This window comes from Methylomagnum sp. (genome assembly GCF_054333355.1).
The window spans coordinates 1-25,916 of the sequence record NZ_JBTEKS010000016.1; the positions used below are offsets into that span (position 1 = coordinate 1).

A 25,916-nucleotide genomic window follows, 5' to 3' on the forward strand; every position below is an offset into this window, starting at 1 on the left:
GGATGAAATGCCTTCATAGTTTGTTGCATCGCTCAAGAAACCATCTGTCGCATTTGTTAGATACCTTCATTTATATTGGGGCTGGCCTCTGGAACTTTAAACTGTCATTAAAAACAGCAACTTAGGTCGGGAACATGTCTATTACCTTGGCGGCGTGAACTGGCCTAATTGCGGAGTCATGGGCCGAATGCTGAAAGGTCGGGAATACTGCCCACCCGGCGAACCCGGTTTATGGGTTTTTGAATTGGCGAAACTTCACGCCCCGGTATCACAAGGGCATATCTGGCGCTTACTTTCGGAAAATACCCAAGATTTCCAAAGCTGAAACTCTGCGGGGATACTCCGCAAAACTTCGGAGTATCCCCCCAATGTTCGACCCTTCAAGACCCCACACCCGAGCGCTTGAAATAGATTTTTCTCGCGCTGACCCTGAAACCAGGACCGCCCCCGCTGTTATCTCAACAGAGAATCCCGTGGATCATGGGGATTTCGTTGAAATCTTGGTTCATACCCCCGCCGCTATAGATTTATCCCGCGCACCCTTGCCCGTGATCGAAGTTCACGACCGGCAAAAGGTAAATATTGCCATCGTTGAAAATCTGCAAATTTCCGGCGGGAAACTGCGCGGAATAGTCCGGTTTGGCGAATCGGCCCGCGCCATTGAGTTATTCAAGGACGTGGCTGCTGGGATTGTGCGGGGTTTGTCGGTCGGGTATCGCTGGATAACCCACGAATTTGATGAAACCACCAGTACCGTCACGGTTACGAAATGGCAACCCTATGAAACCAGTATTGTTTCCGTCCCGGCTGACATAGAAGCCGGGTTTTTCCGATCTTACGAGAATCCCCCCATGGAAAATGAAGAAACCACCCAGCCTCAAACCCAAGTCCGCACGCCAGTAAGCCGCGCCGAGCGCAAGCGCTGCGTCGACATCCGCGAAGTCGTCAAGGCGGGCGGGTTTGGCGATGATATGACTTTGGACCTGATCGAGCGCGGCGTCTCGATTAATGTTGCCCGCTCCGAAGTGCTGGCGAAGCTGGCCGAGCGCTCTGCTGGTGGGTACGGCCCTGGCCCGCGCATGTTCGACCATAACGACCCCGCCGAGCGCACGCGGGGCATGGCCGAGGCGCTGATTTCCCGGTATCTGCCCGTCGCGCCGTCCGACTTCGCCCGTGAGTTCGTCGGCCTGTCCGTTATTGATATGGCACGCGAAATTCTGAGCCTCAACGGGCTGCACACTCGCGGCATGTCCCCGGCGCGGATCATTGAGCGGGCGCTGCACACCACGGGCGACTTTCCCCACCTGCTGGGCAACGTGGCAAATAAAAGCCTGTTGATGGCATACCAAGCGGCGGAATCCGGCTTGAAGAAAGTGGCGAAGCGCACGAGCGCCACCGACTTTCGGGCGCGGTCCAGAATCCGCCTGGGCGAAATGCCTGGATTGCTGCTTGTGCCGGAGCATGGGGAATACAAGCACGGCACCATGGGCGAGCAAAAGGAAAGCTACTCCGTTGCGACCTACGGTCGAATCTTTGGACTCACCCGTCAAGCGCTGGTTAATGATGACCTGGGCGGGCTGGTGGACCTCGCAACGGCTTTCGGGCGATCCGCCGCGAACACCGAGGCGCAACTGCTGGTTGACCTGCTGGCGAGCAACCCGGCCATGAGCGACGGAAACGCCTTGTTTTCATCCGCTCACGGGAATCTGGCTGGTACGGGCGGGGCCATTTCGGTTGATTCCCTTGGCGCAAGACGGCTGGCGATGCGGACGCAAACCGGCATTGATGGGACCACCATCCTAAACATTTCGCCCCGGTATCTGGTGACGCCAGCCAAGAAAGAGACCATGGCCGAGCAAATCCTGACGGCCATCCAAGCCACCCAAGCCAGCGACGTGAACCCCTGGCCGGGCAAGCTGGAACTCGTGCCGGAGCCGCGCCTTGACGCCGACAGCGACACGGCATGGTATCTGTTCGCTGATCCTGGCATGGCTGACGCGCTCGAATACGCCTATCTCCAAGACAGCACCGGGCCGGAGATCATCACCCGCGAGGGCTTCGAGATTGACGGCCTGGAGATCAAGGCGCGGCTCGATTTCGGCGCGGGCTTCATCGACTGGCGGGGCGTTCAGAAGAATCCCGGCGCGTAACGATTGCTCCACTTTCCTCGTGGGCAAGGTGCCCCGCTCTCTGTGGTTGGGGGGCGGGGCTTTTTTAATGGAGAACAGCGTGGGCGGGATGAAAAATGCCTGTGGCTGACGACATAAAGGCGCTGAACAAGGCGCAAATCGCCGAAATATTCGGCGTGTCCCTGCCAGCCGTCGAAGGCTGGATAAGGCGCGGCTGTCCAGTTGCGAAACGGGGCGGCAAGGGCGCGGTTTACGAGTTCGACCTGTTGGCCGTCGCTCAATGGCGCTTTGGTGGGGCGGGGGAACCCAAGGAAGGCGGCGAGGTTGACCCGGAGAGAATGACAGCCAAGGAGCGAAAAGACTGGTACGAAGGCGAGCGGGTACGGCGGGCGCTTGAAGTTGACGCCGGGAAGCTGGTTCAGGCCGATGACGTTGAAATTGAACTCGGCTCACTGATAAAGGCGTTCGCGGGCTTTTTGGAGACCCTTCCATTCACCCTAGAGCGCGAATGTGGGCTTTCCGCCGATGTGGTGGAACGCCTGCAAATCGCGACCGATGAACAGCGGCAAGCTTTTTATGAGCGGATGACGAAATAGCCACCCGCCAGACTGCGCCTAATAAAAAAGGCTAGTGAGTAGTTTTGTGAGTAGCGAACCCAAAGAAATTGGGCATAAGCCGTGAGCGCCAAGGGATGCGCCAACTAATGCGGATTTTTGAATAGATTAGGCGGGACACGGCTCGAACTCAGTGGCGGGGTGTAAAATGACCTGCCCCTAACTTACCTCGCGAAATCCCCGTGTACAAACCCAGACCGCCCCGTTCCGGCCACGACCAACCGCCCGCCGAAAACTATCGCCCCATTCGTCGTCCGCCACCGGATGAATTCTCCGAAGAATTCACGCCCTCGACGTCCCCGGAGCGGGTGCTGCGCATCGCTGGATTGCCCGCCGTGGCCGCTTTGTTCAAGCGCTCGCCAGAACGGGTGCTGCGGTTTTTCTACGAGGATCGGATGGTGCCGCAGGTCGGTGATTTCTGCGGGAAAATGGCGAAGCTGCGCCGCCCCTATCGGATGGTGGATGCGAATGAACTGACCAAAATCGCCGGGACGGTGCGGCATGGCGGCGTGGTGGCGGTGGCCGAGCCGCGTCCCGTTCTGACTTTCGATCCCGCCGAGGCCAGGGCGTGGGCGGAAGCCCGCCAGCCCTTGGTGGTGGTGGACGGCATCGGCAATCCCCACAATCTGGGCGCCATCGCCCGCACCCTGGCGTTCTTCGGCTTCCGCCGCCTGGTCGTTTCCGATCATCCGGGTCAGGCCAGCCTGTCCGATTCGGCCTACCGGGTGGCGGAGGGCGGCTTGGATATTCTCGATGTCTACCGCGCCACCGGCCTGCCCGGCGTGCTGAAACGCCTCAAGCCCCATTACCGGGTGGTGGGCACGGCCTTGACCCGGCACGGGCTGCCGCTGGATGCGCTGCACGACAACGATCCGCGCCCGGTGCTGTTGGTGCTAGGCAACGAGGAAACCGGCTTGCCGCCCGCCACCTTGGAGGTTTGCGACGCGGTGGTGACGATCCGGGGTTCCGGGGAGCTGCAATCCCTCAATGTCTCCGCCGCGACGGCGATTCTCGCCTACGCGCTGCGCCCACGCCCCCAAACGCCGCCGCCCGCCCGGCGACCGACCGAATTCCGGGGCAAGCCCAGGCCCAAGCCGGATGCGAGAGGCGGGAAGCCACGTCCGCCGCGTTGATGACCTGATTTAAACAAGATAGGGCTTACGCGGCCCTTATTATTCAATGCCTTAAAAGTTCGCAGTCCCGCCTTCAGGCGGTGTAATAGCCGCCTGAAGGCGGGACTACCAGCCAAAAGTTGCGTAAGTCCTACAAGATTTACGCAACTTTCCGCTTGTGCTGACCCTTCGACCCTGCTCAGGACAGGGGTATCGAAGCATGAACGGAAAGTTGCCCCGCCGCTCACCCCCTTCGACTAGGCTCAGGACAGGCTTCGATACCTCAGGGCGAACGGCGGGGCAACGGCAATTTGCGTAGATTTACGGCGGGCAAAAAAAGACCCACTTTCGTGGGTCGTCAAGCGAGGAGGAACAAGAGACTCTGAAGCAGACCTATTCGGTTGGATAAGAGTCTACGCCCCCTCTCTTGATTTACAATCCCGCCTTTAATCGCATATCTGTTCAAGTTTTAGAAACAATCATTCAAGAAAGGCCGACTTGGTTTTTAAAACCGGGTCGGCCTTGGCGTTTAATCTGCCGCCGAAATCCCCGTTTCCACTGGCAAGGTCAACGCCTCCTCCGATTTCGGATATTCCGCCCCCAGGCTGACGATGAAGCTGGTGGCCTCGGCGATGTCCAGCTTGGATTTGATAACCCTGGATTCATGCACGATCACGGTGAAGCCATTGGTCGGATTGGGCGAAGTGGGCACGAACAGCACGCAGCGGTCGCCCTCGCGGTTGGTCAGGTAGGCCGGTAGCCACATGCCATCCTTGGGATATTCCACGTAGACGATTTCCCGCTTGGTGTCCTCCGGCTTGCTGCGGAACAGGTCCACCATGCGCTGGGTGATCTTGTAGACGGTGTTGAGGAAGGGAATCTTCCCGACCAAATAGTCGATGACCGAGATAATCAGCGACCGTCGCCGCCGGGTGAGGGTGTGGCCGATATAAGCCAGCAGCGCGAAGGCACCCGCGAAGGCCACGAAGGTGGCGGCACCGTTGCCAATATACTCCCGGACGCCGAAGATGGCGCTCAGCAGCAAATCGGCGAGGAAGGTCACGATCCACACCACGACGATGACGGGCAATACCGCCAGCGTCCCGAGTAGGAATTCGTTCACCGTGTTCTTGATGACGCGCTTGGCACGCGCCCAATTTTCCTGATCCATGGATTAAGCTCCTTGTGTCGATGTACCGGATCGTAGGATGGGTGGAAGCGCATTCTGTGAAGCGACGTACTTCATGAAAGCCTTCCAGCGCCTAAACCCATCGCCGCCCACCAGGATGATGGGTTGCGGCGCACGGCAGAAATCACGGCGTTCGCTGCCATTCCTTGTGCGCCTCCACCCATCCTACAAATTACGTGAAATTACGCGCCCCGCCGAATCATCCACTTGGACGCTTCCAGCACGGGGAACACGCTCGCTGCCACGCCGATGGCGATTGCCCATTCCTCGCCGGTCAACGCCACCGTGCCAAACAGGGTTTGCAGAAACGGCGCTTCAATGACCGCCACCAACAACAGCGATTCCCACAATACCGCCCAATTCAGCCAGCGGTTGGCGAAGGGATGGCGGAACACCGAGTGGCGATCCGAGCGGAAGTTGTAGGCTTTGAAAAATTGGATTGCCGCCAGCGCGGCGAAGTTCATGGTCATGGCTTCGGCCAGGGATCGGCCACTGTGCAAGGCCCAGACGAACAGGCCAATATTGACGACCGTGGACCAGATGCCGCCCGCCAGCATCAGGAACACCACGGGCCGCGTGAAGATGCCGCGTCTGGGGTCGCGGGGCCGCTGCTGCATCAGGTTCTCGTCGAGGGGATCGACCGCCAAGGCCAGGGCGGGCAGGCCGTCGGTCGCCAGATTGATGTAAAGAATCTGCACGGCGCTCAACGGCAAGGGCAATCCGGCCAAGGTGGCCCCGGCCATCAAGCCGATTTCGCCGATGTTCGAGGACAGCAAATACATCAGGTACTTCTTGATGTTGCTGAAAATCCCCCGGCCCTCTTCAATCGCCGCGACGATGGAGGCGAAATTGTCGTCGGTCAGCATCATCGCCGCCGCCTCCTTGGCGACGTCGGTGCCGGTGATGCCCATGGCGATGCCGATGTCGGCTTGGCGCAGGGCGGGCGCGTCGTTCACGCCGTCGCCGGTCATGGCGACCACTTGGCCCCGCGCCTGCAACGCGGCCACCACCCGCAGTTTGTGTTCCGGCGACACCCGCGCATACACCTCGATGCCGGGCACGTTCCGGCGCAGCGCCGCATCGTCCATGCCGTCCAGTTCGCCGCCCGTCACCACCCGGCCCCGCTTGAGGATGCCCAGTTCGTGGGCCACGGCGCGGGCGGTCACGGGATGGTCGCCGGTAATCATCACCACCTTGACCCCCGCCTTCTCGCAGGTGGCGATGGCGGCCTTGGACTCGGGCCGGGGCGGGTCGATCATGCCGACCAAGCCCAGCAAGCACAGGCCGTTCCGGGCGAACTGGGTCTGGGTGCGGCTTTTTCCGGCCACCGCCAGCACCCGCAAGGCTTGACCCGCCATGGCTTCGGCCTCGGCGTGCAAGCGGTCGCGGACGTCGGCGGTCAGCAGCGCCTCGCCCCAATCCGTCGCGTAATGGCTGCAAAAGCCCAGCACCACTTCCAAGGCGCCCTTGGTGATGGCGATCAAGCCGCCGTCCGGGTCGGCGTGCAGGGTGGTCATGCACTTGGATTCGGAAGTGAATGGAATCTCGTCCACCCGGGGAAACGCCGCGTCCAAATCGGCTTTACGCAAGCCGCCCTTGAGCGCCGCCACCAACAACGCGCCTTCGGTCGGGTCGCCCTGAATGGTCCATTGGCCCCGTCCGGCCTTCGCGACGGCGGCGTCGTTCGCCAGCGCCAGCGCCCCCAGCAGGGCCGACAGCGGCGGGGACATCGGCACCTGATTCCCGCCAGTGACGATTCGTCCCACCGGCTCGTAACCCACGCCGGTGACGCTCAGGGTTTCCCCCGCCACCCATAGCTTCCGCACCGTCATTTCGTCCTTGGTGAGCGTGCCGGTCTTGTCCGAGCAAATCACCGAGGTACAGCCCAAGGTTTCCACGGCGGGCAAGCGGCGGATCAGCGCATGGCGCTGGACCATGCGGCGGGCGCCAATCGCCAGGGAAATCGTCACCACGGCGGGCAGGGCTTCCGGCACCACCGCCACGGCCAGGGCGATGCCGAACAGCAGCATTTCGTGGAACGATTCGCCCCGGCTCAAGCCCACGGCCACGATGACCGCCACCAGCAGCAGGGCCACGCCCGCCAGAATGTTGCCCACCTTGTTGAGGGTTTTCTGCAAGGGCGTGTCGTGCTGCGCCGCTGAGCGGAGCAATGTGACGATGCGGCCAAACTCGGTCGCCATGCCGGTCGCCACCACGATCCCGCGTCCCCGGCCATAGGCCACCGACGTCCCGGCGTAAGCCATGTTGCGGCGGTCGCCCAAGGGGAGTGCCGTTTGGGCCAGCGCGTCGGTTTGTTTGGCGACGGGGGCCGATTCGCCGGTCAAGGGCGACTCGTTGATTTGCAGGTTCACCGACTCGACCAGCCGCAAGTCGGCGGGAATCAGATTGCCGGTTTGCAGTCGCACCACGTCACCGGGCACGAGGCGATGAGCGGGGATTTCCACGACCGTCCCGCCGCGCAGCACGCAGGCCGTGGGCGCCGCCATTTTTTGCAGCGCTTCCATGGCCTGTTCGGCGCGGTATTCCTGGACGAAGCCCAGCAGCACGGCCAGGAACACAATCACCCCGATGACCGCCGCTTCGACCGTGTGCCCGACGTAAATTGAAAACCCGATGCCCACCAGCAGGATCAGAATCAGCACGCTCTTGAATTGGGCCAGAAGCAGTCCGATGGCCGAAACGCCCTGGCCTTTTTCGATCTCGTTGTAGCCGTATTTGGCCAGCCGCCGTTGCGACTCGACTTCGACCAAGCCCTTGGGACCGGAACGGAGGGCGTCGAAGACGTGGCTAATGCCCAGGGTGTGCCAGACGGGGGGCGATTCCGGGAGATTGTTTTTCATGGGGGGACGAAGGCTCCAAGACTTTGAATTCATGGCGGGTAGGATACGCGAATCGGGAAAATGTGGCGGGGGCTGGCGTCATGGGTTGGGCTTGTTTTTGGTCATGCCGATTGAACCCACCCCACAAGCGCGAATAGGCGGATTCTGGAGTCCAAAGCTTGCTTTGGGGGGAGGCTTATCCAAAGCAAGCTTTGGACTCCAGGGTTTGTGGCGGGACCGAGCGTTTTGCCGATTCTCTTTATCAAAACAAGAAATTCTTTTTTCTTGTTTACGATTACTGGGCCGTTTTCAGCGCAAACGGCTGTTTTCACAAATTGAATCAGTCGCTTGAAAAGAATGAACCCTGTGCAAAAAGCCTATTCCCAAGGGTGCCCAAGCTGTGGATAAGTCCGCTTTCTGAAGCCCGCTGCCTTTTCGACACGGGCTGTGCACAGCTTTCCGGGGGAGTTTATCAACAGGGTTTCCACGCGCCGGGCCGGGCCACCAAGGGACTAAAATAAACCCATCCGCCGCCGTAAAAAATGGGCCACTGGGGAGAATCCAACATGCAACCGATCTCGCACGACGTCCTCCGAGAAAAATACGCCAAACACGGGGAAACCACCGCCGAAGAAATCTTCCGCCGGGTCGCCCACGCCCTGGCCTCGGTCGAAATTAATCCCGCTCAATGGGAGCCGCGCTTCCTTGACGCGCTGCGGCGCGGGTTCATCCCCGCCGGGCGGGTCATGTCCGCCGCCGGCACCGACATCCACGCCACCCTGCTCAACTGCTTCGTGCAGCCGGTGGGCGATTCCATCTCCGAACCGGACGCCGACGGCAAGCCCGGCATCTACGTGGCCCTGCGCGAATCCGCCGAAACCATGCGGCGCGGCGGCGGCGTGGGCTACGATTTCTCCCGCATCCGGCCCAAGGGCGCGAAGGTCAAGGGCACGGCGTCCAATGCCTCAGGGCCGGTGTCCTACATGCGGGTGTTCGACCGCTCCTGTGAAACGGTCGAATCCGCCGGGAGTCGGCGCGGGGCGCAAATGGGCATCCTGCGCTGCGATCACCCGGACATCGAGGAATTCATCCACGCCAAGGACAAGCCGGGGGAATTGACCAACTTCAATCTCTCGGTGGCCATCGCCGACGCCTTCATCAAAGCCGTGGAAGACGACCTGCCCTGGGAGCTGGTCCACAAGGCCGAGCCGGGCGAAACCCAGACCGCCGCCTATGCCCGCCAGCGGGACGATGGATTGTGGGTTTACCGGACCCTGCCAGCGCGGGAGTTGTGGGACCAGATCATGGCGTCCACCTACGACCATGCCGAGCCGGGCGTGTTGTTCATGGACAGCATGAACGCGGACAACAACCTGCAATATGCCGAAGTGATCGAGGCGACCAATCCGTGCGGTGAGCAACCGCTGCCCGATTACGGCTGCTGCTGCCTGGGTTCGCTCGACCTGACCCGGTTCGTGGCGGAAGCTTTCGGCGAACGTGCCCGTTTCGATTTTGAAGGCTTCGCGGAACTCGCCGCGACCGCCGTGCGGATGCTCGACAACGTGCTTTCCTTGAGCTTCTGGCCGCTGGGCGCGCAACAGACCGAAGCCATGGGCAAGCGGCGGGTGGGATTGGGATTCACCGGGCTGGGCGACGCCCTCATCATGCTGGGGCTGCGCTATGACACGGAGTCCGCCCGCGCGATGGCGTCACGGATTGCGGAAGCCTTGCGGGACGCGGCGTACTCCGCATCGGTGGAGCTGGCGAAGGAAAAAGGCGGGTTTCCGCTGTTCGACGCCGACAAGCTGCTGGACTCCGGGTTCGCCCTGAGACTGCCGGGTGCCATCCGCGCGGCGATCCGCGCCCATGGCCTGCGCAACAGCCATCTGCTGTCCATCGCGCCCACCGGCACCATCAGCCTGGCCTTCGCCGACAATGCGTCGAACGGCATCGAGCCGCCCTTCGCCTGGACCTACACCCGCCGCAAGCGCACCCCCGATGGCGGCGTGCAGGATTACGCCGTCGAGGACCACGCCCACCGGCGCTTCCGGCTGGACGGCGGCGACCCGGACAATCTCCCGGAGCATTGGGTCACTGCGCTGGAAATCGCCGCGCTGGACCACATGCGCATGTTGGCGGCGGTGCAGCCTTACGTTGATTCAAGCATCAGCAAAACCGTGAATGTCCCCGCCGATTATCCCTTCGACGCCTTCAAGGATTTGTATCTGGAGGCGTGGCGCCACGGACTCAAGGGCTTGGCGACTTACCGCCCCAACCTCATCACCGGCGCGGTGCTGGAAGCCAGCGAAGCGCAGGCCGTACAGGCGGCCACCGTCGAGCCGGATTTCGACGAGTCCGACCCCAACCGCCGACTGCGGCTGGAGCAGGTGCCGCAACCCACCCTGGCCTCGCTGCGCTGGCGGCGACGTCCCCGTCCGGCCTCGGGCAATCCGGCTTGGTGCTATATGGTGGATCATCCCCGTGGGTCTTTCGCCGTGTTCGTCGGCCATTTGGAGGACCGCGCCAAGGCGCCGTTCGAAGTCTGGATCAACGGCGCCGAGCAGCCCCGTGGCCTGGGCGCGCTCGCCAAGTCCTTGTCCATGGACATGCGCTCCAATGACCGGGGCTGGCTCAAAACCAAACTGGAAAGCCTGATGAAGGCGTCCGGCGCGGATGGTTTCGACTTGCCCATGCCACCCGTCGGCGTGCCGTTCCGGGTGCCCAGTCTGGTGGCTGGATTTGCCCGATTAGTCCACGCCCGCTGCGAGGAGCTGGGGGCGTTTGACCGGATCGGCGACACGCCCGTGCTGCAAGCCCTGCTATCGCCCAAGGAGCCAAAAACCGGCCCGGATGGCACGCTGTCGTGGACCGTGGACATCCTCAATCCCGCGACCGGGGATGATTTCGTGATGGGCTTGAAGGAACTGGTCTTGCCCAATGGTCAGCGGCGGCCTTATTCGGTGTGGCTGTCGGGGGAATACCCGAGGGTGTTGGATGGGCTGTGCAAGTCGTTGTCCTACGACATGCGCGTCATCGACCCGGCCTGGATTGGCGCCAAGTTGCGGCAGTTGGTGGATTTCCCCGAGCCACGGGGCGATTTCCTGGCCTGGGTGCCGGGCGAGCAACGCAAGGCCAATTTCCCGTCCACCGTGGCCTATCTGGTACGACTGATGGCTCACCGCTATGCGCTGCTGGGCATTCTGGACGAGGAGGGCTTTCCCGTGGAGGACATGGGCATCGTGGCCTACGACGCGGAGAACGTGATTCCGCTACGCGCCCGCTCGGTCGGGGCCATGGAGGTGAGGCCGGGCAAGCGCTGTGGCGAGTGCGGCAATTACGCGGTGATACTCAGGGATGGGTGTGATTTTTGTACCGCGTGTGGGGTGGTGGGGGCGTGTGGGTAGTGCCCCTTTAGGTTGTCCGGGCGGAAGTTCTGCCCGTGGGCTATGGGTAATCAAGCTGAACATTCCAATATAGATTGGGCTAGGCGCACGCCACGAGAAATCCAAAATTCCCGGCAATGTTGCCGTGCGCCGTAACCCACCCTGCAAAACCGCCGGATTTTCACTCCCTCAGCGCCGCGTGTACCGATGCTTCACCCCCGCCGGGAAATATTCGGGGTCGCCGAAGGGTCTAAGGCTCACCCAGGGCAATTGCTTGTCCTCCGGCGTGTAATTGGTGAACTCGCTATTGAGCCTGAGCAGCTGCACGCGGACGGCCTCGGCGATGAGCAGGGACTTCTCCGAATCCCCAGAAACGCCCGGCAGCAACTCCACCGTGATGCTCAGGTACTTGTCGCCGGCGGCATCCTCCTTGGCTTCCAGCACGAACTTGCCCGTCACCCAACCCGCCAGTTCCGGCTGCTCCAAACCGACGGTGACGTTCTCGGGAAAGATGTTGGCGCCGTAAAAGGACACCGTGAAATCGGCCCGCCCGAACACCCAGACGAACGGCAGGGGCCGCGTCGGCTGGGATTCGTCCAGGCCGTAATCGGTCAGCGACTTGGCGCCCCAATCCCGCAGGAAGGCCCGCAATTCGTCATGGCTGACGATGCCGCCCTTGTCGGCGATGTGATAGCGCAGCAAGGGCACGCCGTTGTCGCCGGACACCACCAGCGTATCCCCGTACAACTCGAAGTAACGGCTCATCGGGTCGTATTGCACCAGGGTCGGCATCCGCGATTCGCCGAACAGTTGCCGCGCCGCCTGGGGATGGGCGGACAGGAAGCGGCGGGCGGCAATGCTGAGGGGCGTCTCGTTGCCCAGCACGCCGCCATCGGCGGTGCCGTACAACGAGGCCGAATCGTAGCAGGGCGATTCCGAGCCAACCCGCTGGCCGATCAGGGTGCGCCACTCCTCGCTGAACACCTCGCCCGCGAACACCAGCTTGGTCTGGTGGCGGGGCCAATGAATGCCCTCCGCGCCGCCCGCGTCAATGACATCTTTGATGAAGGGCGGATAACCCAGCAGCACCGTCTGCTCGAAATGGGGGGCCAGCTCCCGGATCACCCGGTAGATTTCCTCCTTCTTGTTGCCCGGCGTCGCCACCATCAGCCGATAGCCTTTCTGCGCCAGATGCCAGCAGCAGGACGTGGTGAACAGCCCGCCCACCCAGTTGCCCAACGCGAAACACACCACCGCCAAGGTGCTGCGCTCGTGGGTGTGGAAGCCATCCCGGAACACCTGCTCAAAACGCGCCGCGATGTCCGCCTCGTGCCGCGCGGAGCGGGGCCAGAAGGTGGGCGTGCCGGTGGAGCCGGACGACACCGCCACCCGGTCGCAATCCACGAGGCTGCCGCCCCGGCACCGCTGCGGCAGGGGAAAGGCGTGCATGTAATTGGCCTTGTTCATCAGGGGCAGTTGCCCGAATTCCTCGCCGGACAGCACCCGCCCCGCCGACACGCCATGCTGGGCCAGGAACTTGCGATAGGCGGGCACATCTTCCACGGTGCGGTGGAACAAGGCCAGAACAGCGGCTTCGGCCTCGGCTTCCGAGGGGCTACCAATCAATTCATCCAGAGGCGTGCTGAGAAAACGATTCAGTGCATCGTTGGCCGGGTTGAAACTGTGGTTGGACATACTGGCATTCCGTCTTAAAAGTAGAACTGTAGCGGATATTGTTCGCTGCTTTCGAGTTTGGTCAAAGTCCGCAATAGGGCTTATGCCACGGTGGCTGGGTGGCGTGCAACGCTGGCTTTGCGGGATTCGCGCACAGCCGTTAGGCCGCCGACCCCAGGGCAATCGCACTATCTCCCTCTCGCCTTTGGGAGAGGGTTGGGGTGAGGGTATCCAATCAGGGATTTAGCGCTTTTCCACCTCTACCCTGAGATCGAATCCGTGATTTTTAGGGGGGAAATCTCATTTTTAACACCCTCACCCCACCTTCTCCCAAAGGCGAGAGGGAAAATACAAGCCATCCCGGCATATAGCGCGATTGCCCTGCCGCCGACCCGGCCTTGCTTGGTTCGATGCTTTGTGGGCGGCGGCGTTCCAACGTATTGCCATGGCCTCGGAAGGACTCCGCCGGGAAGCGTGGTCACAGGCGAAAGGGATGTCATCCCCGGCGCTGCGGCGTCAAAAAGATGCGCAAACCTGGGAGCGAACCCGCAACACGGATTCCTGCCGAAACCGCGATTTATACAGGCCGACGATGACGCGGAGCGAGGTCTCGCTGTCCGGGTCGCCGGGATGGACGATGTGCAGGATGTGCGAGGCTTCCGGCTGGATAACGCCCGCCGCGCTCCGCCATTGGCCCGAGGCGTCCCAAGTGGTCAGCCCCTTGGGGAAACGGGGAGTCACCTCCCGGTTTAAAAAGCGCGCCCACGCTTCGGGGGCGACGCCGCCATCCGGTGTGTCCGTGCCAAAGTAAAGCCTATCCAGAACGGCGAGTTGCTCGCCCGGCAGGCAGGTCAGGGTGGGATGGCCGACACAGCCGGTCAAACTGGTGAACGCGGCGAGGATGGCGGCGATGCGGATGGAATCCACGAGGCAAGCTCTTGGGGTGGGACGACAGACGCAAGCGTGCCATAAAAATGGGGTCCATTTTAAGCATGGAACGCGCCGTTGCCCTGGATGATGAGTTTTTTAGGGGGGATCGTCGTGGGATTGTCGGGGTTTTAGCGGTGGAACCGTCAACCCAACGCCACGAACAAGGAGGGAAGAAAAAAGAAGGCAGGGCCAGTCTTGGGGGGGATGGGGGGTGCCCTGCCTTCTGGGGAAGCTCGCATCGCATTGTCAATGTGACGGCGGACAAATGAACACCCACCGTCGAAATGCTTGTCACAAATTATAGCGCTGTTGGGCAAGTCTGCGCTTTACAACCAGGAATTTTTTAAGCCCACCAACGAACATGGCCTCTCGCCCGCCAGCCCGATACTTTCAATCGTATTGAATATATTTTTCAATGAACGCCACAATAGCTCAATTTATATTTCATAAAATCATTATTGCCCGCTGTAGTTTTAAATATTACAAGCTGATTATCACCGCCCTATAATCCCACAAAGTTTCGGAATATCCCGACTCCTTTCAGGACATTCCGAATCCTTCACGAAAATATCCTTATTCCCGTTTGGAAATTCCTTTTCCAGTGCGACATCCTTTAATCCTTTCGCAACATCCTATTCCTTGCTGGATCATCCTGATTCCAGACTCCAAATCGGTTCCTTGAGAAGACTAGGAGAACCCCTTGGGTTCCGATTTGGAGTGGGCTTATTAAAGCGTTGCGACGCCGCCTAAAACATACGTACGAACGCTTAAAAATAAGATTATTAAGGGCTTTTACGGCGGGGCTGGGATTTGGGGGGCGGGGCGGGCGGCGCGTATCTTTGCAGGTCGTTAAAGATACGCGCCGCCGTCTTGCGGGTTTTTTATCGAGAGCGTCCGAGAACCGGCGCCCTTTCGGTCAAAGCTGCGCCTTCAAGGCCGCCAGTTCACTTTCCAGCCGGGCGGCGCGGGTGCTGAGAAGGGTTTTGCGTTGATCCCGCAGCCAGCCATACCAAGCCTCCAGCCCAGCGCCGGTGGTGGCGGAAACTTGCAGCACCGGGGCGTCGCGGTTCACCTGACGGAGATGTTCCAGGCAGCGCCCCATATCGAAGCGCACGTAGGGCAGCAGGTCGATCTTGTTGAGCAGCACCACGCTGGCCCGGTGGAACATGTCCGGGTATTTGATGGGCTTGTCCTCGCCCTCGGTCACGGACAGCATCACCACCTTGCCGGCCTCGCCCAGATCGAACATGGCGGGACAGACCAGATTGCCGACGTTCTCGATGAACAGCAGGCTGTGATCGGCCAATTGCAGGTCTTCCAGGGCGTGGCCGATTTGGTGGGCATCCAGGTGGCAGCCCTTGCCGGTGTTGATTTGCAGCGCCTTCACCCCGGTGGCGCGGATGCGTTCGGCATCGTTGGCGGTTTGTTGGTCGCCCTCGATGACGGCCAGTTCCAGTTCGGATTTAAGGTCCACTAGGCTCCGTTCCAGCAGCGCGGTCTTGCCTGAGCCGGGACCGGACACCAGGTTCAGCGCGAGGATGCCGTGTTGTTCAAACCAAGCCCGGTTCTGGCGGGCGTAGCCGTCGTTCTTCGCCAGGACGTCCCGCTCGATGCGGACGATGCGGTTCTGGCTGAAGCCGGGCAGCGTCACTCCGGCCACGCCTTGCCCGTAATGATGATGACCCTCGCCATGCTGGTGATGGGGCGGCTCATCGTGAGCGTGGTCGTGGTCATGGGCATGAGGGTGGTCATGGCCGTGCCCGTGGTCATGGGTGTGTTGATGGGTTTCGCCGCAGCCGCAGACGGTACACATGGTTATTCGACCTCCAGTTCTTTCAGTTGGAATTGCCGCCCCCCCGTGACCTGCAATTGATGGCCCTGGCAATGGGGGCAGCCGTCGTAGTATTCAGCGATTTCGACAGTCTGGTTGCACGCGAAGCACCAGGCCTGCCCCGGCGACGTCAGGATTTCCAGGCGGGCGCCCGCCGCGCAGGAGTGCTGGGTGGCCACCTCGAATCCGAACCGCAAGGCCTCCGGGTCCACGCCGGACAGGGCGCCCACATCCAGCCAAACGCGCCGGACGCGGCGGAAGCCTTGCTTCCGGGCTTCGTCCTCGATGGTTTCGATCAGGCTTTCGGCCAGGGATAATTCGTGCATGGGGGAAGTCTCGTGCAACTCGTGCGGGAAGTCCACACCGGGATGGACCGGGCGGGGAAACAGACCGATACTCCATGGCATTAAGGGATGTTATCCCCGCCGCCATCCCGTTCAACAAAAACCAATCCATGCGAACCCATCCCCGAATTTCCCCCCGCCTGCTCGGTCTGGCTTTTTGCTTGATGCTAACCGCTGGCCTCTACTACGCCTGGGCGGTGCTGACCATGGGCGTGGCCTACAAAGCCAAGCTACTGTGCTCCGGGGTGTTCGTGGCTCATCGGCCCGCCGAAGATGTGCTGAGCGCCGACTTGGCGGTGGATGACCTCGCGCCGCTCCGGCATTTCGACGCCGCCATCGACCCCGCCAGCCGGACGGCCACCGCCAGTGTCGCTGGGCTGTTCCGCCGCACCGCCCTATTCCGGCCCGGCCTCGGTTGCACCCTGCTGGCGCTGGACTGGCCCGATCCACCCGCGCCCCCGGCCCAATTCGCGTTGCCGCCGGATTCCTCCGCACGCATCGTCGCGGACGCCGCCCCCTTCCCGCCGCTGCCGTCGGAGAACAAAGTCCGGCTAGGGGCCGCGTTGGAGCGGGCGTTCGCCGAACCCGATGCCGCCCTGCCCCGCCGGACCCGCGCCGTGGTCGTGGTTCACGAGGGGCGGATCGTGGCGGAACGCTACGCGCCGGGCTTCGACGCGACGACGCCCCTGGCCGGTTGGTCCCTGGCGAAGACGGCCATGAACGCGCTCACCGGCGTGTTGGTGGGCGAGGGCCGGTTGTCGCTCTCGACCCCGGTGCTGGCCCCCGAATGGGCGGCGTCCGACGATGCCCGCCGGGCTATCACCCTCAATCACCTGTTGCGCATGGAGAGCGGCCTGCGGTTCACGGAAGAACCCGGCAATCCCTTGCAGGACGTGACCGCCATGCTGCTGCGGGAACCGGACGCGGCGGGCTTCGCGGCGCGGAAGCATCTGCAAGCCTCGCCCGGCACGCGCTGGCATTACGCCAGCGGCCCCACCAACCTCCTCAGCCGGTTGATCCGCCACACGCTGGGCGAGGCTGATTATCCGGGCTTCCCGAAGCGGGCGTTGTTCGGGCCGTTGGGCATGGACAGCGCGGTCATCGAGCAGGACGCCTCGGGGACGTTCGTGGGTTCGTCCTTCATGTACGCCACCGCCCGCGATTGGGCCAAGCTGGGCCGCTTGTTTCTACAGGACGGCGTGTGGGAGGGGCGGCGGATTCTGCCGGAAGGCTGGGTGGCCTACACCGCCACGCCGTCTCCCAGCGACCCGGAGCGGGGCTATGGCGCCCATGTCCGGCTCAAGCTGGACGGCGGCGGCGACTATCCATTGCCGGGCGATGCGTTCCACGGGGTGGGATTTGAGGGGCAATACCTGACGGTGATCCCGTCCCGGCAACTGGTGGTGGTGCGGCTGGGCTTGACCCGCCGCCCGGAAGCTTGGCGGCAGGGGGACTTCGTGGGGGAGGTGCTTGCAGCGCTGGAAGTGGACTGGAGGGGTTCGGGGATGGCGGCATCCCCCTGAACGGAAAACGGATAACATTCCTATGAGGGATGCTATCCGTCCAACTGGCTTATTGGTGATGTCCGCCGCCCGGCTTGGCGGGCGCCGCCGTGGCGGGGGCGGTTTTCTCGATGAGTGTGCGGTCGTCGATGACCAGCTTGGTGATGCCCTGATCTATGATGTAGCGGCATTCCGCACGCTTGGCGGAGCCGACGTTGTTCCAGATCAGCGTGACATAGCTCATGTTATCGCTGGCGGATTCGGAGGGGGTGTACGGGTGGGCTTTGATTTCCTTTTCCACGGCCTCGGTACATTTGTTTAAGGCCAAGGTGCTGAGCATACTGGAGGTTTGCAGGAACGCGGCCTGAATTTTTTCCTGCTGAGTCTCGCGGGTATTGCCAACGATGAGAAAGCCCACGGCCATGAGGATGATGAATCCGATGCCGGCTTTGACTACTTGTGATTCCATGTTTTCCTCGCTGTTGTCGTGGTTGGAAAGGCGCGGCGACTATAGCAAAAAGCGGGGTGGGCCGCAGCCTGATGCGGTTTATCCAGGGCGGGGCGGATGGCATTCGGCGGCATTCCCTTCGACTTCGATCGGGGAGCGGTTGGCCGCGTTGGCTGAGCGGAGTCGAAGCCAGCAGCGCCTCGGATCAAGCCGCCCTTTCCACCTTAAGGACGACGCCCTCCGCCTCGGTGACGCGAACCTTGGCGCCGGATCCGGAATCCTCGCCTTCCACCCGCCAAATGGAATCGTCCACCCGGATTTTGCCCCGGCCATTGACGATGGGTTCTTCCAAGGTGAAGACCCGGCCCACGTATTGCGCGGCCCGGCGGTTTAGCAAGGGCCGGTCGGTGGCGATGGGATACTTCTTCAAATAGCGCCGGAACGCCGCGATGCTGACCATGGACAAGACCGAGAACAGGATCAGCTGGTGTTCCCAGCCGACCGCCGGGAATATCCACAGCACGGCGCCGACGATGAAGGCGCTCTCGGCCATCCAGATGAAGAACATCCCCGGCACCAGCAATTCCACGATGAGCAGCACCACCCCCAGCGCCCACCAATGCCAGAATACGATTGCGAGGCCCATGGCTTAGTCGTCCTTTTGCACGAACGCTTTCCGGGCCAATTCCGCGATGCCGCCCAACGAGCCAATCACGGCGGACGATTCCAGCGGCATGAGGATGAGCTTGCTGTTGTTGGCGGAGGCCAGCTTTTGCAGGGCTTCCACGTATTTCTGGGCGACGAAGTAGTTGATCGCCTGGATGTCGCCCTTGGCGATGGCTTCCGACACCATCATGGTGGCCCGCGCCTCGGCCTGGGCCAGACGCTCGCGGGCTTCCGCCTCCCGGAACGCGGCCTCCTTGCGGCCCTCGGCCTCCAGCACCGCCGCCTGTTTTTCGCCCTCGGCCCGGAGGATGGCCGCTTGCCTGAGTCCCTCGGCTTCCAGCACCGCCGCCCGCTTGTCGCGCTCGGCCTTCATCTGCCGGGCCATGGAATCCACCAAATCCTGCGGCGGCTTGATGTCTTTGATCTCGATGCGGGTCACCTTCACGCCCCAGGGCGTGGTGGCGTCATCCACCACCGACAGCAGCCGGGCGTTGATCTCGTCCCGCTTCGACAGGAGCTCGTCCAAATCCATGGAACCCATGACCGTGCGGATGTTGGTCATGGTCAGTTGCAGGATGGTGTATTCCAGGTTGCTGACCTCGTAGGCCGCCCGTGCCGCGTCGATCACCTGATAGAACACCACGCCATCGACCCGCACCATGGCGTTGTCCTTGGTGATGACCTCCTGGGAGGGCACGTCCAAGACCTGCTCCATCATGTTGATCTTGGCGCCGACCTGGTCGATGAACGGTGTGATGACGTTGAGTCCCGGCGTCAGGGTGGCCGTATATTTGCCGAACCGCTGCACGGTGTATTCCATGCCCTGGGGCACGAACTTAACGCTCAGCACCACCAGCACGACCGACAGCACTAAAAAGGCGAATACGAACAACGCAAAAATGCTCATCTTTTCCCCCTTGGTTACGGGTTGGGTTGCGGGACACGTTTTTCAGGGCGACCCGGCGATTTTCGATTCGGTTTGCCTAACGCGACCCCGGCATTCGATTGTAGCGTGACAGTGGAAAAGAATAGTCTGGTATCAACATCCCGCCTTGAACCCCGCGCCGGAAACGGCGGCGCTTGAGGCGGGCGGGCCGCTTGCATATCATGCTTCCGCCCGCCCCGCGAGGCGGCGTGGCTTGCAACTCGACTCGGAACCGGAATCCGCCGCCCCGGCGGCAACGCCGGGACTTAGGGACCATGGGCTTATTTTTTAGGAGATGGGCAGTGTTTTATTCAAAAGGACGGCGCGGGAAATCGGATGAGTTCGAGTACCACGGCAACCGCTATCACAGTGGGCGGCACCGCTCCACCCGAACCAAGCTGATTGTGGCGCTCAGCTTAGGACTGGTGGTCGAAACGGGCTTACTGGCAGTGTTTTTCGCCCGGACGGGCTTCGCCGAGAAGGAGAACGCCGAACTGGTCCAGGCCGAAAAACGGCAGGCGGAGGAACTGCAAGCCCTGCGGCCAGCGGTCCAGAAGCTCCGGGAAGAAGTGACGGCCCTCGCGCAAATGCGCTTGCCCGACTTGCAGCCGCTTGAATTCGACAAGGTCATCACGCTGGACAAGCACTATGTGAAGAACATCGTGTTCAGCATGGCCGGCAAGGGGGACGACAAGCATTACGAATACAAGGTGGTGACGCACAACAACACCTTGAACCTCATCCATCCGCAGATTGACATCCTGTTCTTCGACCGCGTGGGCATCCAGGTGGGCGTCGCCCACATCGGCGTGCAGAAGGACGGCACGCCGACCCTGGACATGCTGGACCGGGGCGAGACCCGCTCCTTCTCGGCGGCGATAGAACTGAACGATAACGTGCAACCCGAATATTTCCGGCTACGAATTTGGAAGCCGCGCCCCGCGCAAAACACCGGGACGCCGCTGCCGGATGATGACATCGCGCCTTAGGGCGACCCGTCCTCCCCGCACGTCAACTCACAATGTTGAAGCTCGGGGAGGGGCCGTTCCGACACCTCGATGCCCTGCCGTTTCAGCGCCCGCTTGAGCGCCTCGATCTGCTCATCCAAGCCCTGGATATGGTCCAGCATGTGGTTGATGGCGTGGGCCACCGGGTCGGGCATGTCCGGCGTCAAGCCGTAAGCATCGAACCCCAATTTGCTGGCGATGGCCTGCCGGTGCGCTTCTTGCGCGGAACGGTCGGACCCCACCACATGGGCCGGAATGCCCACCACCGTGGCGCCGGGCGGGACGTTCTTCAATACCACGGAATTGGAGCCAACGCGGCCGCCATCGCCCACCGTGATCGGACCCAGCACTTTCGCGCCCGCCCCAATCACCACGCCATTGCCCAGGGTTGGATGGCGCTTGCCCTTTTTCCACGACGTGCCGCCCAAGGTCACGCCGTGATAGAGCGTGCAGTCGTCGCCAATCACCGCCGTTTCCCCAATCACCACGCCCATGCCGTGGTCGATGAAGAACCGATGGCCGATGTGGGCGCCCGGATGGATTTCTATCCCCGTCCACCAGCGGGCCAAGGTGGACAACAGCCGGGCCAGCCAGCGCAGGCCGAAATTCCACAGCCGATGACTGACCCGGTGGGCCAGGATGGCGTGGACGCCCGGATAGGTGGTGAAAATCTCGAAATAGGATTGCGCCGCCGGATCGCGCTCAAAAATGCAGCCGAATTCGTCTTTTAGTGTTTGCCACATGCGTCTTGCCTATAGCGTTTTAGCTGTAGCTGAATGGCGTTGAGCACGCCCCGCAGGATATGGATTTCCTTCTGCTCCAGCCGGGCGCGGTTGAAGATGCGCCTAAGCCGCCGCATCAGGGACGGGGAGGATTTCTTCTCGTGCAGGAAGCGGACTTCGCGCAGTGTTTCCTCCAAATGCCCATAGAACGACGCCATTTGCTCGCCAGTGGCGAAGGGCGACATCTGTCTTTCCTCAACCGGGTTTTCCTCCGCCGCGACGAACAGCTCATAGGCCACGACTTGCAGCGCCGCCGCGATGTTGAGGGAACTGAACTCGGGATTGCAGGGAATGTGCAGCAGGTAATGGCAGCGTTCCAGCTCCTCGTTGGTCAGCCCGGAATGCTCCCGCCCGAACAGGATGGCGGTCTTGGCGGTGGTCCCGACGGCCAAATGGGCGGCGTCGCGGGGGTTGAGTTGCGGCCAGGGAACGGTGCGGAGCCGGGCGCTGGCGCCGATGACCAGTTCGCAATCGGCGATGGCTTCTTCCAGGGACGCGCACACCCGCGCCGAAGCCAGGATGTCGTCGGCCCCGGAGGCACGGGCGGTGGCCTCGTCGCTGGGGAAAATCTTCGGCTCCACCAGGGCCAAATCCTTAAGGCCCATGTTCTTCATGGCGCGGGCGACGGCGCCGATATTGCCCGGATGGGTGGTGTTGACCAGCACGATCCGTAGGTGGGAGAGGCGATTCATCCTCCAAGCCCCTGATTAAAATGAAAAGAGGCGGAATATATCAGAAGTCTGGTACGCTTGTGGATTGCTCGGCTTTTTCGGCGCGAGGCCGGACGGACGCTTCCGACCCGGCCCGATCTCTTTATCAACCCATAGACCTAATACCGATTCGACCATGGACCCCATGCTTAATATCGCGGTTCGGGCGGCCAGGGCAGCGGGCGACATCATCGTCCGCGCCATGGACCGGGTGGACCTCCTCAACATCAGCCCGAAAGGCCGCAACGACTTCGTCAGCGACGTGGACCGCAACGCCGAACGGGAAATCATCTACACCCTGCAAAAGGCCTATCCGAGCCACGCCTTCATCGGCGAAGAAAGCGGCCTGACGGGCGCGGCCAAGGCCGAGTACGTGTGGGTCATCGACCCGCTGGACGGCACCACCAACTTCCTGCACGGCTTCCCCCAATTCGCCGTGTCCATCGCCCTGTTCCATAAGGGCAAGGTGGACAAGGGCGTGATTTACGATCCCGTCAAGCAAGAGCTTTTCACCGGGGCGCGGGGCGCGGGCGCGATGCTCAACAACCGCCGCCTCCGCGTGACCAAGCAGATCGGCATGGTCGGCTCCCTGCTTGGCACCGGCATTCCGTTCAAGGACCAGAGCTACCTCGACGCTTATTTAGGGATGTTGAAAAGCCTGTTGAAAGACGCCGCCGGGATTCGCCGGGCGGGGTCCGCCGCGCTGGATTTGGCCTACATCGCCGCCGGGCGCTTGGACGGCTTCTGGGAAATTGGCTTGAAGCGCTGGGACATGGCGGCGGGCGTGCTGCTGATTCAGGAGGCGGGCGGACTCGTCACCGACCTGGAAGGCGGCGACAAGTTCTTTGAAACCGGCGGCATCGTGGCGGCCAATCCCCGCTTGCACCAAGCCATGATTGGACTCATTGAGCCGCACCTCACCGACCAATTGCGCTACCGGGCGCTGGACCCACGCAACGATTCGGACGATTGAGATTTTGGGCGGCACGGACGCTGCCCCAACTCACCCGCGAGGAGATTCAAGCCATGTTCCACTTGAGCGGGTGTCAACTAAAGCATTTTTATTTTGAGTACACGGATGGGTATGCCGTGGGAGCGGGCGTTAGCCCGCGACTACCGCCCGGAGGCGTGGGCTAAAGCCCGCTCCCACGCCGCACACCCATCTTGCAAGCGCTCTAAACCGCCCGCCGCACCGACGGAATTTGAATCCCCTCCCGCAGAAACGCCTCGTGGATGGCGAAACACAGGTCGCTGGCCACGGACTTGACCTTGTCCACGTCATGCACGAAGGCCGATAACTCCAGATTCAAAATATTATCCCCGAACCCCAGGAAAGCCACGCTGGGCGAGGGGTTGCGGCGGATTTCCGTATGCGCCAAAGCGATGTCCAGCAATAGCTCCTTCACTCGCTTCGGGTCGGCCTCGTGGGCGATGCCGATGGGCAACACCACCCGCCCCACCTTGTCGGCATAGGTCCGGTTCATCACCGCCCCGGAGATCAGGCTGGAATTGGGGATGAACACCGAGGCGCGGTCGAAGGTGGCGATTTCCGTGGCCCTGACGCTGATCTTCTTCACATAGCCCTGAAATTCGCCCACCACCACCCAATCGCCCGCCTTGATGGGCCGCTCCACCAGCAGAATCAGCCCGGACACGAAGTTGTTGACGATGTTCTGCAAGCCAAAGCCAATCCCCACCGACAACGCGCCCGCGATGATGGCGAGATTCGACAGGTCGATGCCCGCCGTGGACACCGCCAGCATCGCCGCCAGGGTGAAGCCGATATAGCCCACCCCCGAGCGGATCGAGTGGCGCATCCCCAAATCCAGCCGGGTGCGCGGAAAAATGCGCTGGTCCAGGGACTTTTGCAGCATCCGCGTCGCGGCCAGCAAGGCGGCGAACAGCACCAGGCCCAGCAGGATTTCCGCCAACGAAATCTCGATGCCGCCGACCCGGAAGCCAAAGAACGCCGTCTGCACCCAGGCGGCCAAGTCCTTGCCTGCGGCCCCCCACAGCATCAGCAGCGCCAGCAGGCCCAGCAGGATGACCAGCGCTTGCAAGGCGCCGCCCACCCAGAACGCCAGCATTTCCGCGCCATCGTCGCCCAGGGCCAGCCCGGCGCGGAGCCGTTGGCCCGCGGCCATGTCCTGACTCAACAGGTGGCCCACGGATTCGTCGGCAATCCGCCGCAGCAAGGCCACCAAGGCATACAGCCCGGCGGTCAGCACCAGTTGGGTCGCCAAAAGCCGGGACAACACCACATAGCCCAGCACCGCCGTCAGGGGAATCGCCGCCACCAACACCGTGAGGAAAAAGCGCAAGGGCTGCCAGCCCAGGCCCAGTTCCGCCCGCTCGTCGGCGAACCACACGCGGCGCCGCAATAGCATCAACAGCACGGCGGAAATCAACAGGCCAATCACGAATTTCTGGACCGCAATCACCTCCAGCGAGGCTTCGTACTGGGTGTCGAATTCCATCAGCACCCGATCCAGGGCGAACAGGACCGCCAAGGCTGTGACGGCGTGGCTGATCGCTTTGGCGCCGCAATCGTGAATCGGCGCCAAGCGCCAGTCCGGCTCGTCGGGCGCCAGGGCCGAGCGGCAAAATCCGACGACGAAGAACAAACCGACCAGCGCCAGCAAGCCTGTGCGGGCGATGTCGATCAACGGATCGCCCAGGGTTTCGTCGTACAGCAGCCCCAGATAGATAATGCCCGCCGCCAGCGAAGGCAGCAGCGCATCGACGACGCCGGTGAACGACGCCGCCCACAAGCGCTGCATGTAGGTGGGTTCACCGATGACGGCCACATAGCCGTAGCGCCGGATCAACCAGGACCGGATCGGGAAGGCCAGCAGCGCCGCCAGGATCAGGCCCACCCCCAAATGCCAGCCGATGGATTGGGCTTCCCCGGACTCGGTTGCGGCGGTTTCGAACAGGCTGGATCGAATGGCGTCGTAAGCCACGTCCCGGGCCGCCGCCAGCTCGGGCAGCGCCTTGTCCCAGATGGACGGCGCCAAGGGTGAGGCGCTCCTGCTGAACACCTGCTCGGTGAAGCGGGACCGCCGCAAGTCCTTTATTTCCCCGGCCACCCGGGCGGCGCGGGTCAACAGTAGGCCGGTTTCCTTGGTGGCCCCTTCCGCCGCGGCCAATTCGTCATTCAGCGACTTGCGCCGGGAGGCCAGATTCCGCGCTTCCGGGGGCGCGCCTTCCGCCGGGGCCGGTCCCAAGGCCGCCACGTCGCCGCGCAGCACCTCCGCCCGCTGCTCCGCCGCCTCCGCCGCCGCCCGCATCCGCGCCCGCAGCTCCGTCAGTTGGTCGCGCCAGGCGGTCAAGCGGCGGTCGGAAATCTCCGGCTGGGACAGGTCTTTTTCGGCCTCGTCCAAGCTTTTCTGCCAGTCCCGAACCGGCGGATGGAGCGGGCCGTCCTGGGCGCGGGACGCCGCGAACGGCAGCAGGAACGGCGCGATGAGCAGCAACAGCGCGAAGAGGCGGGCAACAGACTGGCGGATGGGCGTGGTTTCGGTCATGGGATCAAGCTAGGGAAAGCCGGCGCGGATGGATCAAAGCGAACGGAGGCCAGCGGGGAAAAGCAAAATCAGCGCCACGCCTACCACAGGCCCGCCCGGTCCCCCACGTAAGGATTGGTCTGGCGCTCTTCGCCGAAGGTGGACAAGGGGCCGTGGCCGGGAATGAAGGTGATGTCGTCGCCTAAAGGAAACAGCCGTTCGCGGATCGAATTCACCAAAGTGGCGTGGTTGCCCCGTGGAAAATCGGTGCGGCCCACGGCCCCCTTGAACAACACATCGCCCACCAGGGCCAGCCGTTCCTCG

20 protein-coding genes and 1 pseudogene are annotated in these 25,916 nt (G+C 62.3%); 8 read left to right on the top strand and 13 right to left on the bottom strand.

Annotated features, from left to right (window positions below; all coding sequences use genetic code 11):
• Positions 1-368 precede the first annotated feature (368 nt).
• From ACXWUF_RS02705 to ACXWUF_RS02715, 3 genes are all read left to right on the top strand, one after another.
• On the top strand, positions 369-2,150 hold the full coding sequence (locus ACXWUF_RS02705; protein ID WP_458493113.1) for a prohead protease/major capsid protein fusion protein: 1,782 nt from the start codon (positions 369-371) through the stop codon (positions 2,148-2,150).
• Between the two features lie 101 nt (positions 2,151-2,251).
• A complete protein-coding gene (locus tag ACXWUF_RS02710; RefSeq protein WP_458493114.1) occupies positions 2,252-2,725 on the top strand; it encodes a DUF1441 family protein in 474 nt (157 codons plus the stop codon).
• 200 nt (positions 2,726-2,925) lie between these two features.
• Positions 2,926-3,876: a TrmH family RNA methyltransferase gene (locus tag ACXWUF_RS02715; RefSeq protein WP_458493115.1), complete on the top strand. Its 951-nt coding sequence runs from the start codon at positions 2,926-2,928 to the stop codon at positions 3,874-3,876.
• A 508-nt stretch (positions 3,877-4,384) separates the two neighbouring features.
• Here ACXWUF_RS02715 and ACXWUF_RS02720 read toward each other — a convergent pair.
• Positions 4,385-5,026 (bottom strand): DUF502 domain-containing protein, encoded by a 642-nt coding sequence (locus ACXWUF_RS02720; RefSeq protein ID WP_458493116.1) that lies wholly within the window; start codon positions 5,024-5,026, stop codon positions 4,385-4,387.
• A 200-nt stretch (positions 5,027-5,226) separates the two neighbouring features.
• Positions 5,227-7,905, bottom strand: a complete 2,679-nt coding sequence (locus tag ACXWUF_RS02725) for a cation-translocating P-type ATPase (RefSeq protein WP_458493117.1) — start codon at positions 7,903-7,905, stop codon at positions 5,227-5,229.
• A 158-nt stretch (positions 7,906-8,063) separates the two neighbouring features.
• On the opposite strand from ACXWUF_RS02725, the gene ACXWUF_RS02730 reads away from it, so the two are divergent.
• The gene (locus ACXWUF_RS02730; RefSeq protein WP_458493118.1) at positions 8,064-8,405 is read left to right on the top strand and encodes a hypothetical protein; all 342 of its coding nucleotides are present in this window, start codon (positions 8,064-8,066) and stop codon (positions 8,403-8,405) included.
• Positions 8,406-8,450: 45 nt separating this feature from the next.
• Positions 8,451-11,288 (top strand): adenosylcobalamin-dependent ribonucleoside-diphosphate reductase, encoded by a 2,838-nt coding sequence (locus ACXWUF_RS02735; protein ID WP_458493119.1) that lies wholly within the window; start codon positions 8,451-8,453, stop codon positions 11,286-11,288.
• 168 nt (positions 11,289-11,456) lie between these two features.
• Here ACXWUF_RS02735 and ACXWUF_RS02740 read toward each other — a convergent pair whose 3' ends face one another.
• The 4 genes from ACXWUF_RS02740 to hypA form a co-directional block, all read right to left on the bottom strand.
• Positions 11,457-12,962: a phenylacetate--CoA ligase family protein gene (locus ACXWUF_RS02740; protein ID WP_458493120.1), complete on the bottom strand. Its 1,506-nt coding sequence runs from the start codon at positions 12,960-12,962 to the stop codon at positions 11,457-11,459.
• Between the two features lie 495 nt (positions 12,963-13,457).
• Positions 13,458-13,868 carry a DUF3574 domain-containing protein gene (locus tag ACXWUF_RS02745; RefSeq protein WP_458493121.1) on the bottom strand — a complete coding sequence of 137 codons (411 nt, stop codon included), beginning with the start codon at positions 13,866-13,868 and terminating at the stop codon, positions 13,458-13,460.
• A 919-nt stretch (positions 13,869-14,787) separates the two neighbouring features.
• On the bottom strand, positions 14,788-15,684 hold the full coding sequence (gene hypB, locus ACXWUF_RS02750) for a hydrogenase nickel incorporation protein HypB (protein WP_458493122.1): 897 nt from the start codon (positions 15,682-15,684) through the stop codon (positions 14,788-14,790).
• Positions 15,685-15,686: 2 nt separating this feature from the next.
• Positions 15,687-16,028, bottom strand: a complete 342-nt coding sequence (gene hypA, locus ACXWUF_RS02755; protein WP_458493123.1) for a hydrogenase maturation nickel metallochaperone HypA — start codon at positions 16,026-16,028, stop codon at positions 15,687-15,689.
• Between the two features lie 182 nt (positions 16,029-16,210).
• On the opposite strand from hypA, the gene ACXWUF_RS02760 reads away from it, so the two are divergent.
• Positions 16,211-17,569, top strand: coding sequence for a serine hydrolase domain-containing protein (locus ACXWUF_RS02760; RefSeq protein WP_458493124.1), 1,359 nt, complete (start codon positions 16,211-16,213; stop codon positions 17,567-17,569).
• A gap of 49 nt (positions 17,570-17,618) precedes the next feature.
• Here ACXWUF_RS02760 and ACXWUF_RS02765 read toward each other — a convergent pair whose 3' ends face one another.
• The 3 genes from ACXWUF_RS02765 to ACXWUF_RS02775 form a co-directional block, all read right to left on the bottom strand.
• Entirely contained in the window at positions 17,619-18,017 is a 399-nt protein-coding gene (locus ACXWUF_RS02765; protein ID WP_458493125.1) for a hypothetical protein, read from the bottom strand.
• A 184-nt stretch (positions 18,018-18,201) separates the two neighbouring features.
• On the bottom strand, positions 18,202-18,642 hold the full coding sequence (locus tag ACXWUF_RS02770) for an NfeD family protein (protein WP_458493126.1): 441 nt from the start codon (positions 18,640-18,642) through the stop codon (positions 18,202-18,204).
• A gap of 3 nt (positions 18,643-18,645) precedes the next feature.
• On the bottom strand, positions 18,646-19,569 hold the full coding sequence (locus ACXWUF_RS02775; RefSeq protein ID WP_458493127.1) for an SPFH domain-containing protein: 924 nt from the start codon (positions 19,567-19,569) through the stop codon (positions 18,646-18,648).
• Positions 19,570-19,889: 320 nt separating this feature from the next.
• Here ACXWUF_RS02775 and ACXWUF_RS02780 point away from each other — a divergent pair, with 320 nt between their 5' ends.
• Positions 19,890-20,576, top strand: a complete 687-nt coding sequence (locus ACXWUF_RS02780) for a hypothetical protein (protein WP_458493128.1) — start codon at positions 19,890-19,892, stop codon at positions 20,574-20,576.
• On the opposite strand, the gene cysE is transcribed toward ACXWUF_RS02780, so the two are convergent.
• Together cysE and ACXWUF_RS02790 are read right to left on the bottom strand one after the other, a co-directional pair.
• On the bottom strand, positions 20,573-21,337 hold the full coding sequence (cysE, locus tag ACXWUF_RS02785) for a serine O-acetyltransferase (protein WP_458493129.1): 765 nt from the start codon (positions 21,335-21,337) through the stop codon (positions 20,573-20,575). The two genes, ACXWUF_RS02780 and cysE, sit on opposite strands and share 4 nt — an antisense overlap.
• Positions 21,322-22,068, bottom strand: coding sequence for an RNA methyltransferase (locus tag ACXWUF_RS02790; protein WP_458493130.1), 747 nt, complete (start codon positions 22,066-22,068; stop codon positions 21,322-21,324). The genes cysE and ACXWUF_RS02790 overlap by 16 nt, the downstream gene beginning before the upstream one ends.
• 154 nt (positions 22,069-22,222) lie before the next feature.
• Between ACXWUF_RS02790 and ACXWUF_RS02795 the strand changes: the two genes are divergently transcribed.
• On the top strand, positions 22,223-23,059 hold the full coding sequence (locus tag ACXWUF_RS02795) for an inositol monophosphatase family protein (protein WP_458493131.1): 837 nt from the start codon (positions 22,223-22,225) through the stop codon (positions 23,057-23,059).
• Between the two features lie 202 nt (positions 23,060-23,261).
• Here the strand turns inward: ACXWUF_RS02795 and ACXWUF_RS02800 are convergent, their stop codons facing one another.
• Complete coding sequence (locus tag ACXWUF_RS02800) at positions 23,262-25,613, bottom strand: DUF3772 domain-containing protein (protein WP_458493132.1); 2,352 nt, start codon at positions 25,611-25,613, stop codon at positions 23,262-23,264.
• A gap of 80 nt (positions 25,614-25,693) precedes the next feature.
• A pseudogene (locus ACXWUF_RS02805) lies at positions 25,694-25,916 on the bottom strand (MBL fold metallo-hydrolase); the annotation flags it as partial.

Bases quoted from the DNA above. Each gene is read 5' to 3' on its own strand.
- ACXWUF_RS02770 (WP_458493126.1), bottom strand. From the start codon at position 18,642: ATGGGCCTCGCAATCGTATTCTGGCATTGGTGGGCGCTGGGGGTGGTG.
- hypB (WP_458493122.1), bottom strand. From the start codon at position 15,684: ATGTGTACCGTCTGCGGCTGCGGCGAAACCCATCAACACACCCATGAC.
- ACXWUF_RS02725 (WP_458493117.1), bottom strand. From the start codon at position 7,905: ATGAAAAACAATCTCCCGGAATCGCCCCCCGTCTGGCACACCCTGGGC.
- ACXWUF_RS02760 (WP_458493124.1), top strand. From the start codon at position 16,211: ATGCTAACCGCTGGCCTCTACTACGCCTGGGCGGTGCTGACCATGGGC.
- ACXWUF_RS02740 (WP_458493120.1), bottom strand. From the start codon at position 12,962: ATGTCCAACCACAGTTTCAACCCGGCCAACGATGCACTGAATCGTTTT.
- cysE (WP_458493129.1), bottom strand. From the start codon at position 21,337: ATGTGGCAAACACTAAAAGACGAATTCGGCTGCATTTTTGAGCGCGAT.
- ACXWUF_RS02720 (WP_458493116.1), bottom strand. From the start codon at position 5,026: ATGGATCAGGAAAATTGGGCGCGTGCCAAGCGCGTCATCAAGAACACG.
- hypA (WP_458493123.1), bottom strand. From the start codon at position 16,028: ATGCACGAATTATCCCTGGCCGAAAGCCTGATCGAAACCATCGAGGAC.
- ACXWUF_RS02765 (WP_458493125.1), bottom strand. From the start codon at position 18,017: ATGGAATCACAAGTAGTCAAAGCCGGCATCGGATTCATCATCCTCATG.
- ACXWUF_RS02775 (WP_458493127.1), bottom strand. From the start codon at position 19,569: ATGAGCATTTTTGCGTTGTTCGTATTCGCCTTTTTAGTGCTGTCGGTC.
- ACXWUF_RS02795 (WP_458493131.1), top strand. From the start codon at position 22,223: ATGGACCCCATGCTTAATATCGCGGTTCGGGCGGCCAGGGCAGCGGGC.
- ACXWUF_RS02800 (WP_458493132.1), bottom strand. From the start codon at position 25,613: ATGACCGAAACCACGCCCATCCGCCAGTCTGTTGCCCGCCTCTTCGCG.
- ACXWUF_RS02735 (WP_458493119.1), top strand. From the start codon at position 8,451: ATGCAACCGATCTCGCACGACGTCCTCCGAGAAAAATACGCCAAACAC.
- ACXWUF_RS02790 (WP_458493130.1), bottom strand. From the start codon at position 22,068: ATGAATCGCCTCTCCCACCTACGGATCGTGCTGGTCAACACCACCCAT.
- ACXWUF_RS02705 (WP_458493113.1), top strand. From the start codon at position 369: ATGTTCGACCCTTCAAGACCCCACACCCGAGCGCTTGAAATAGATTTT.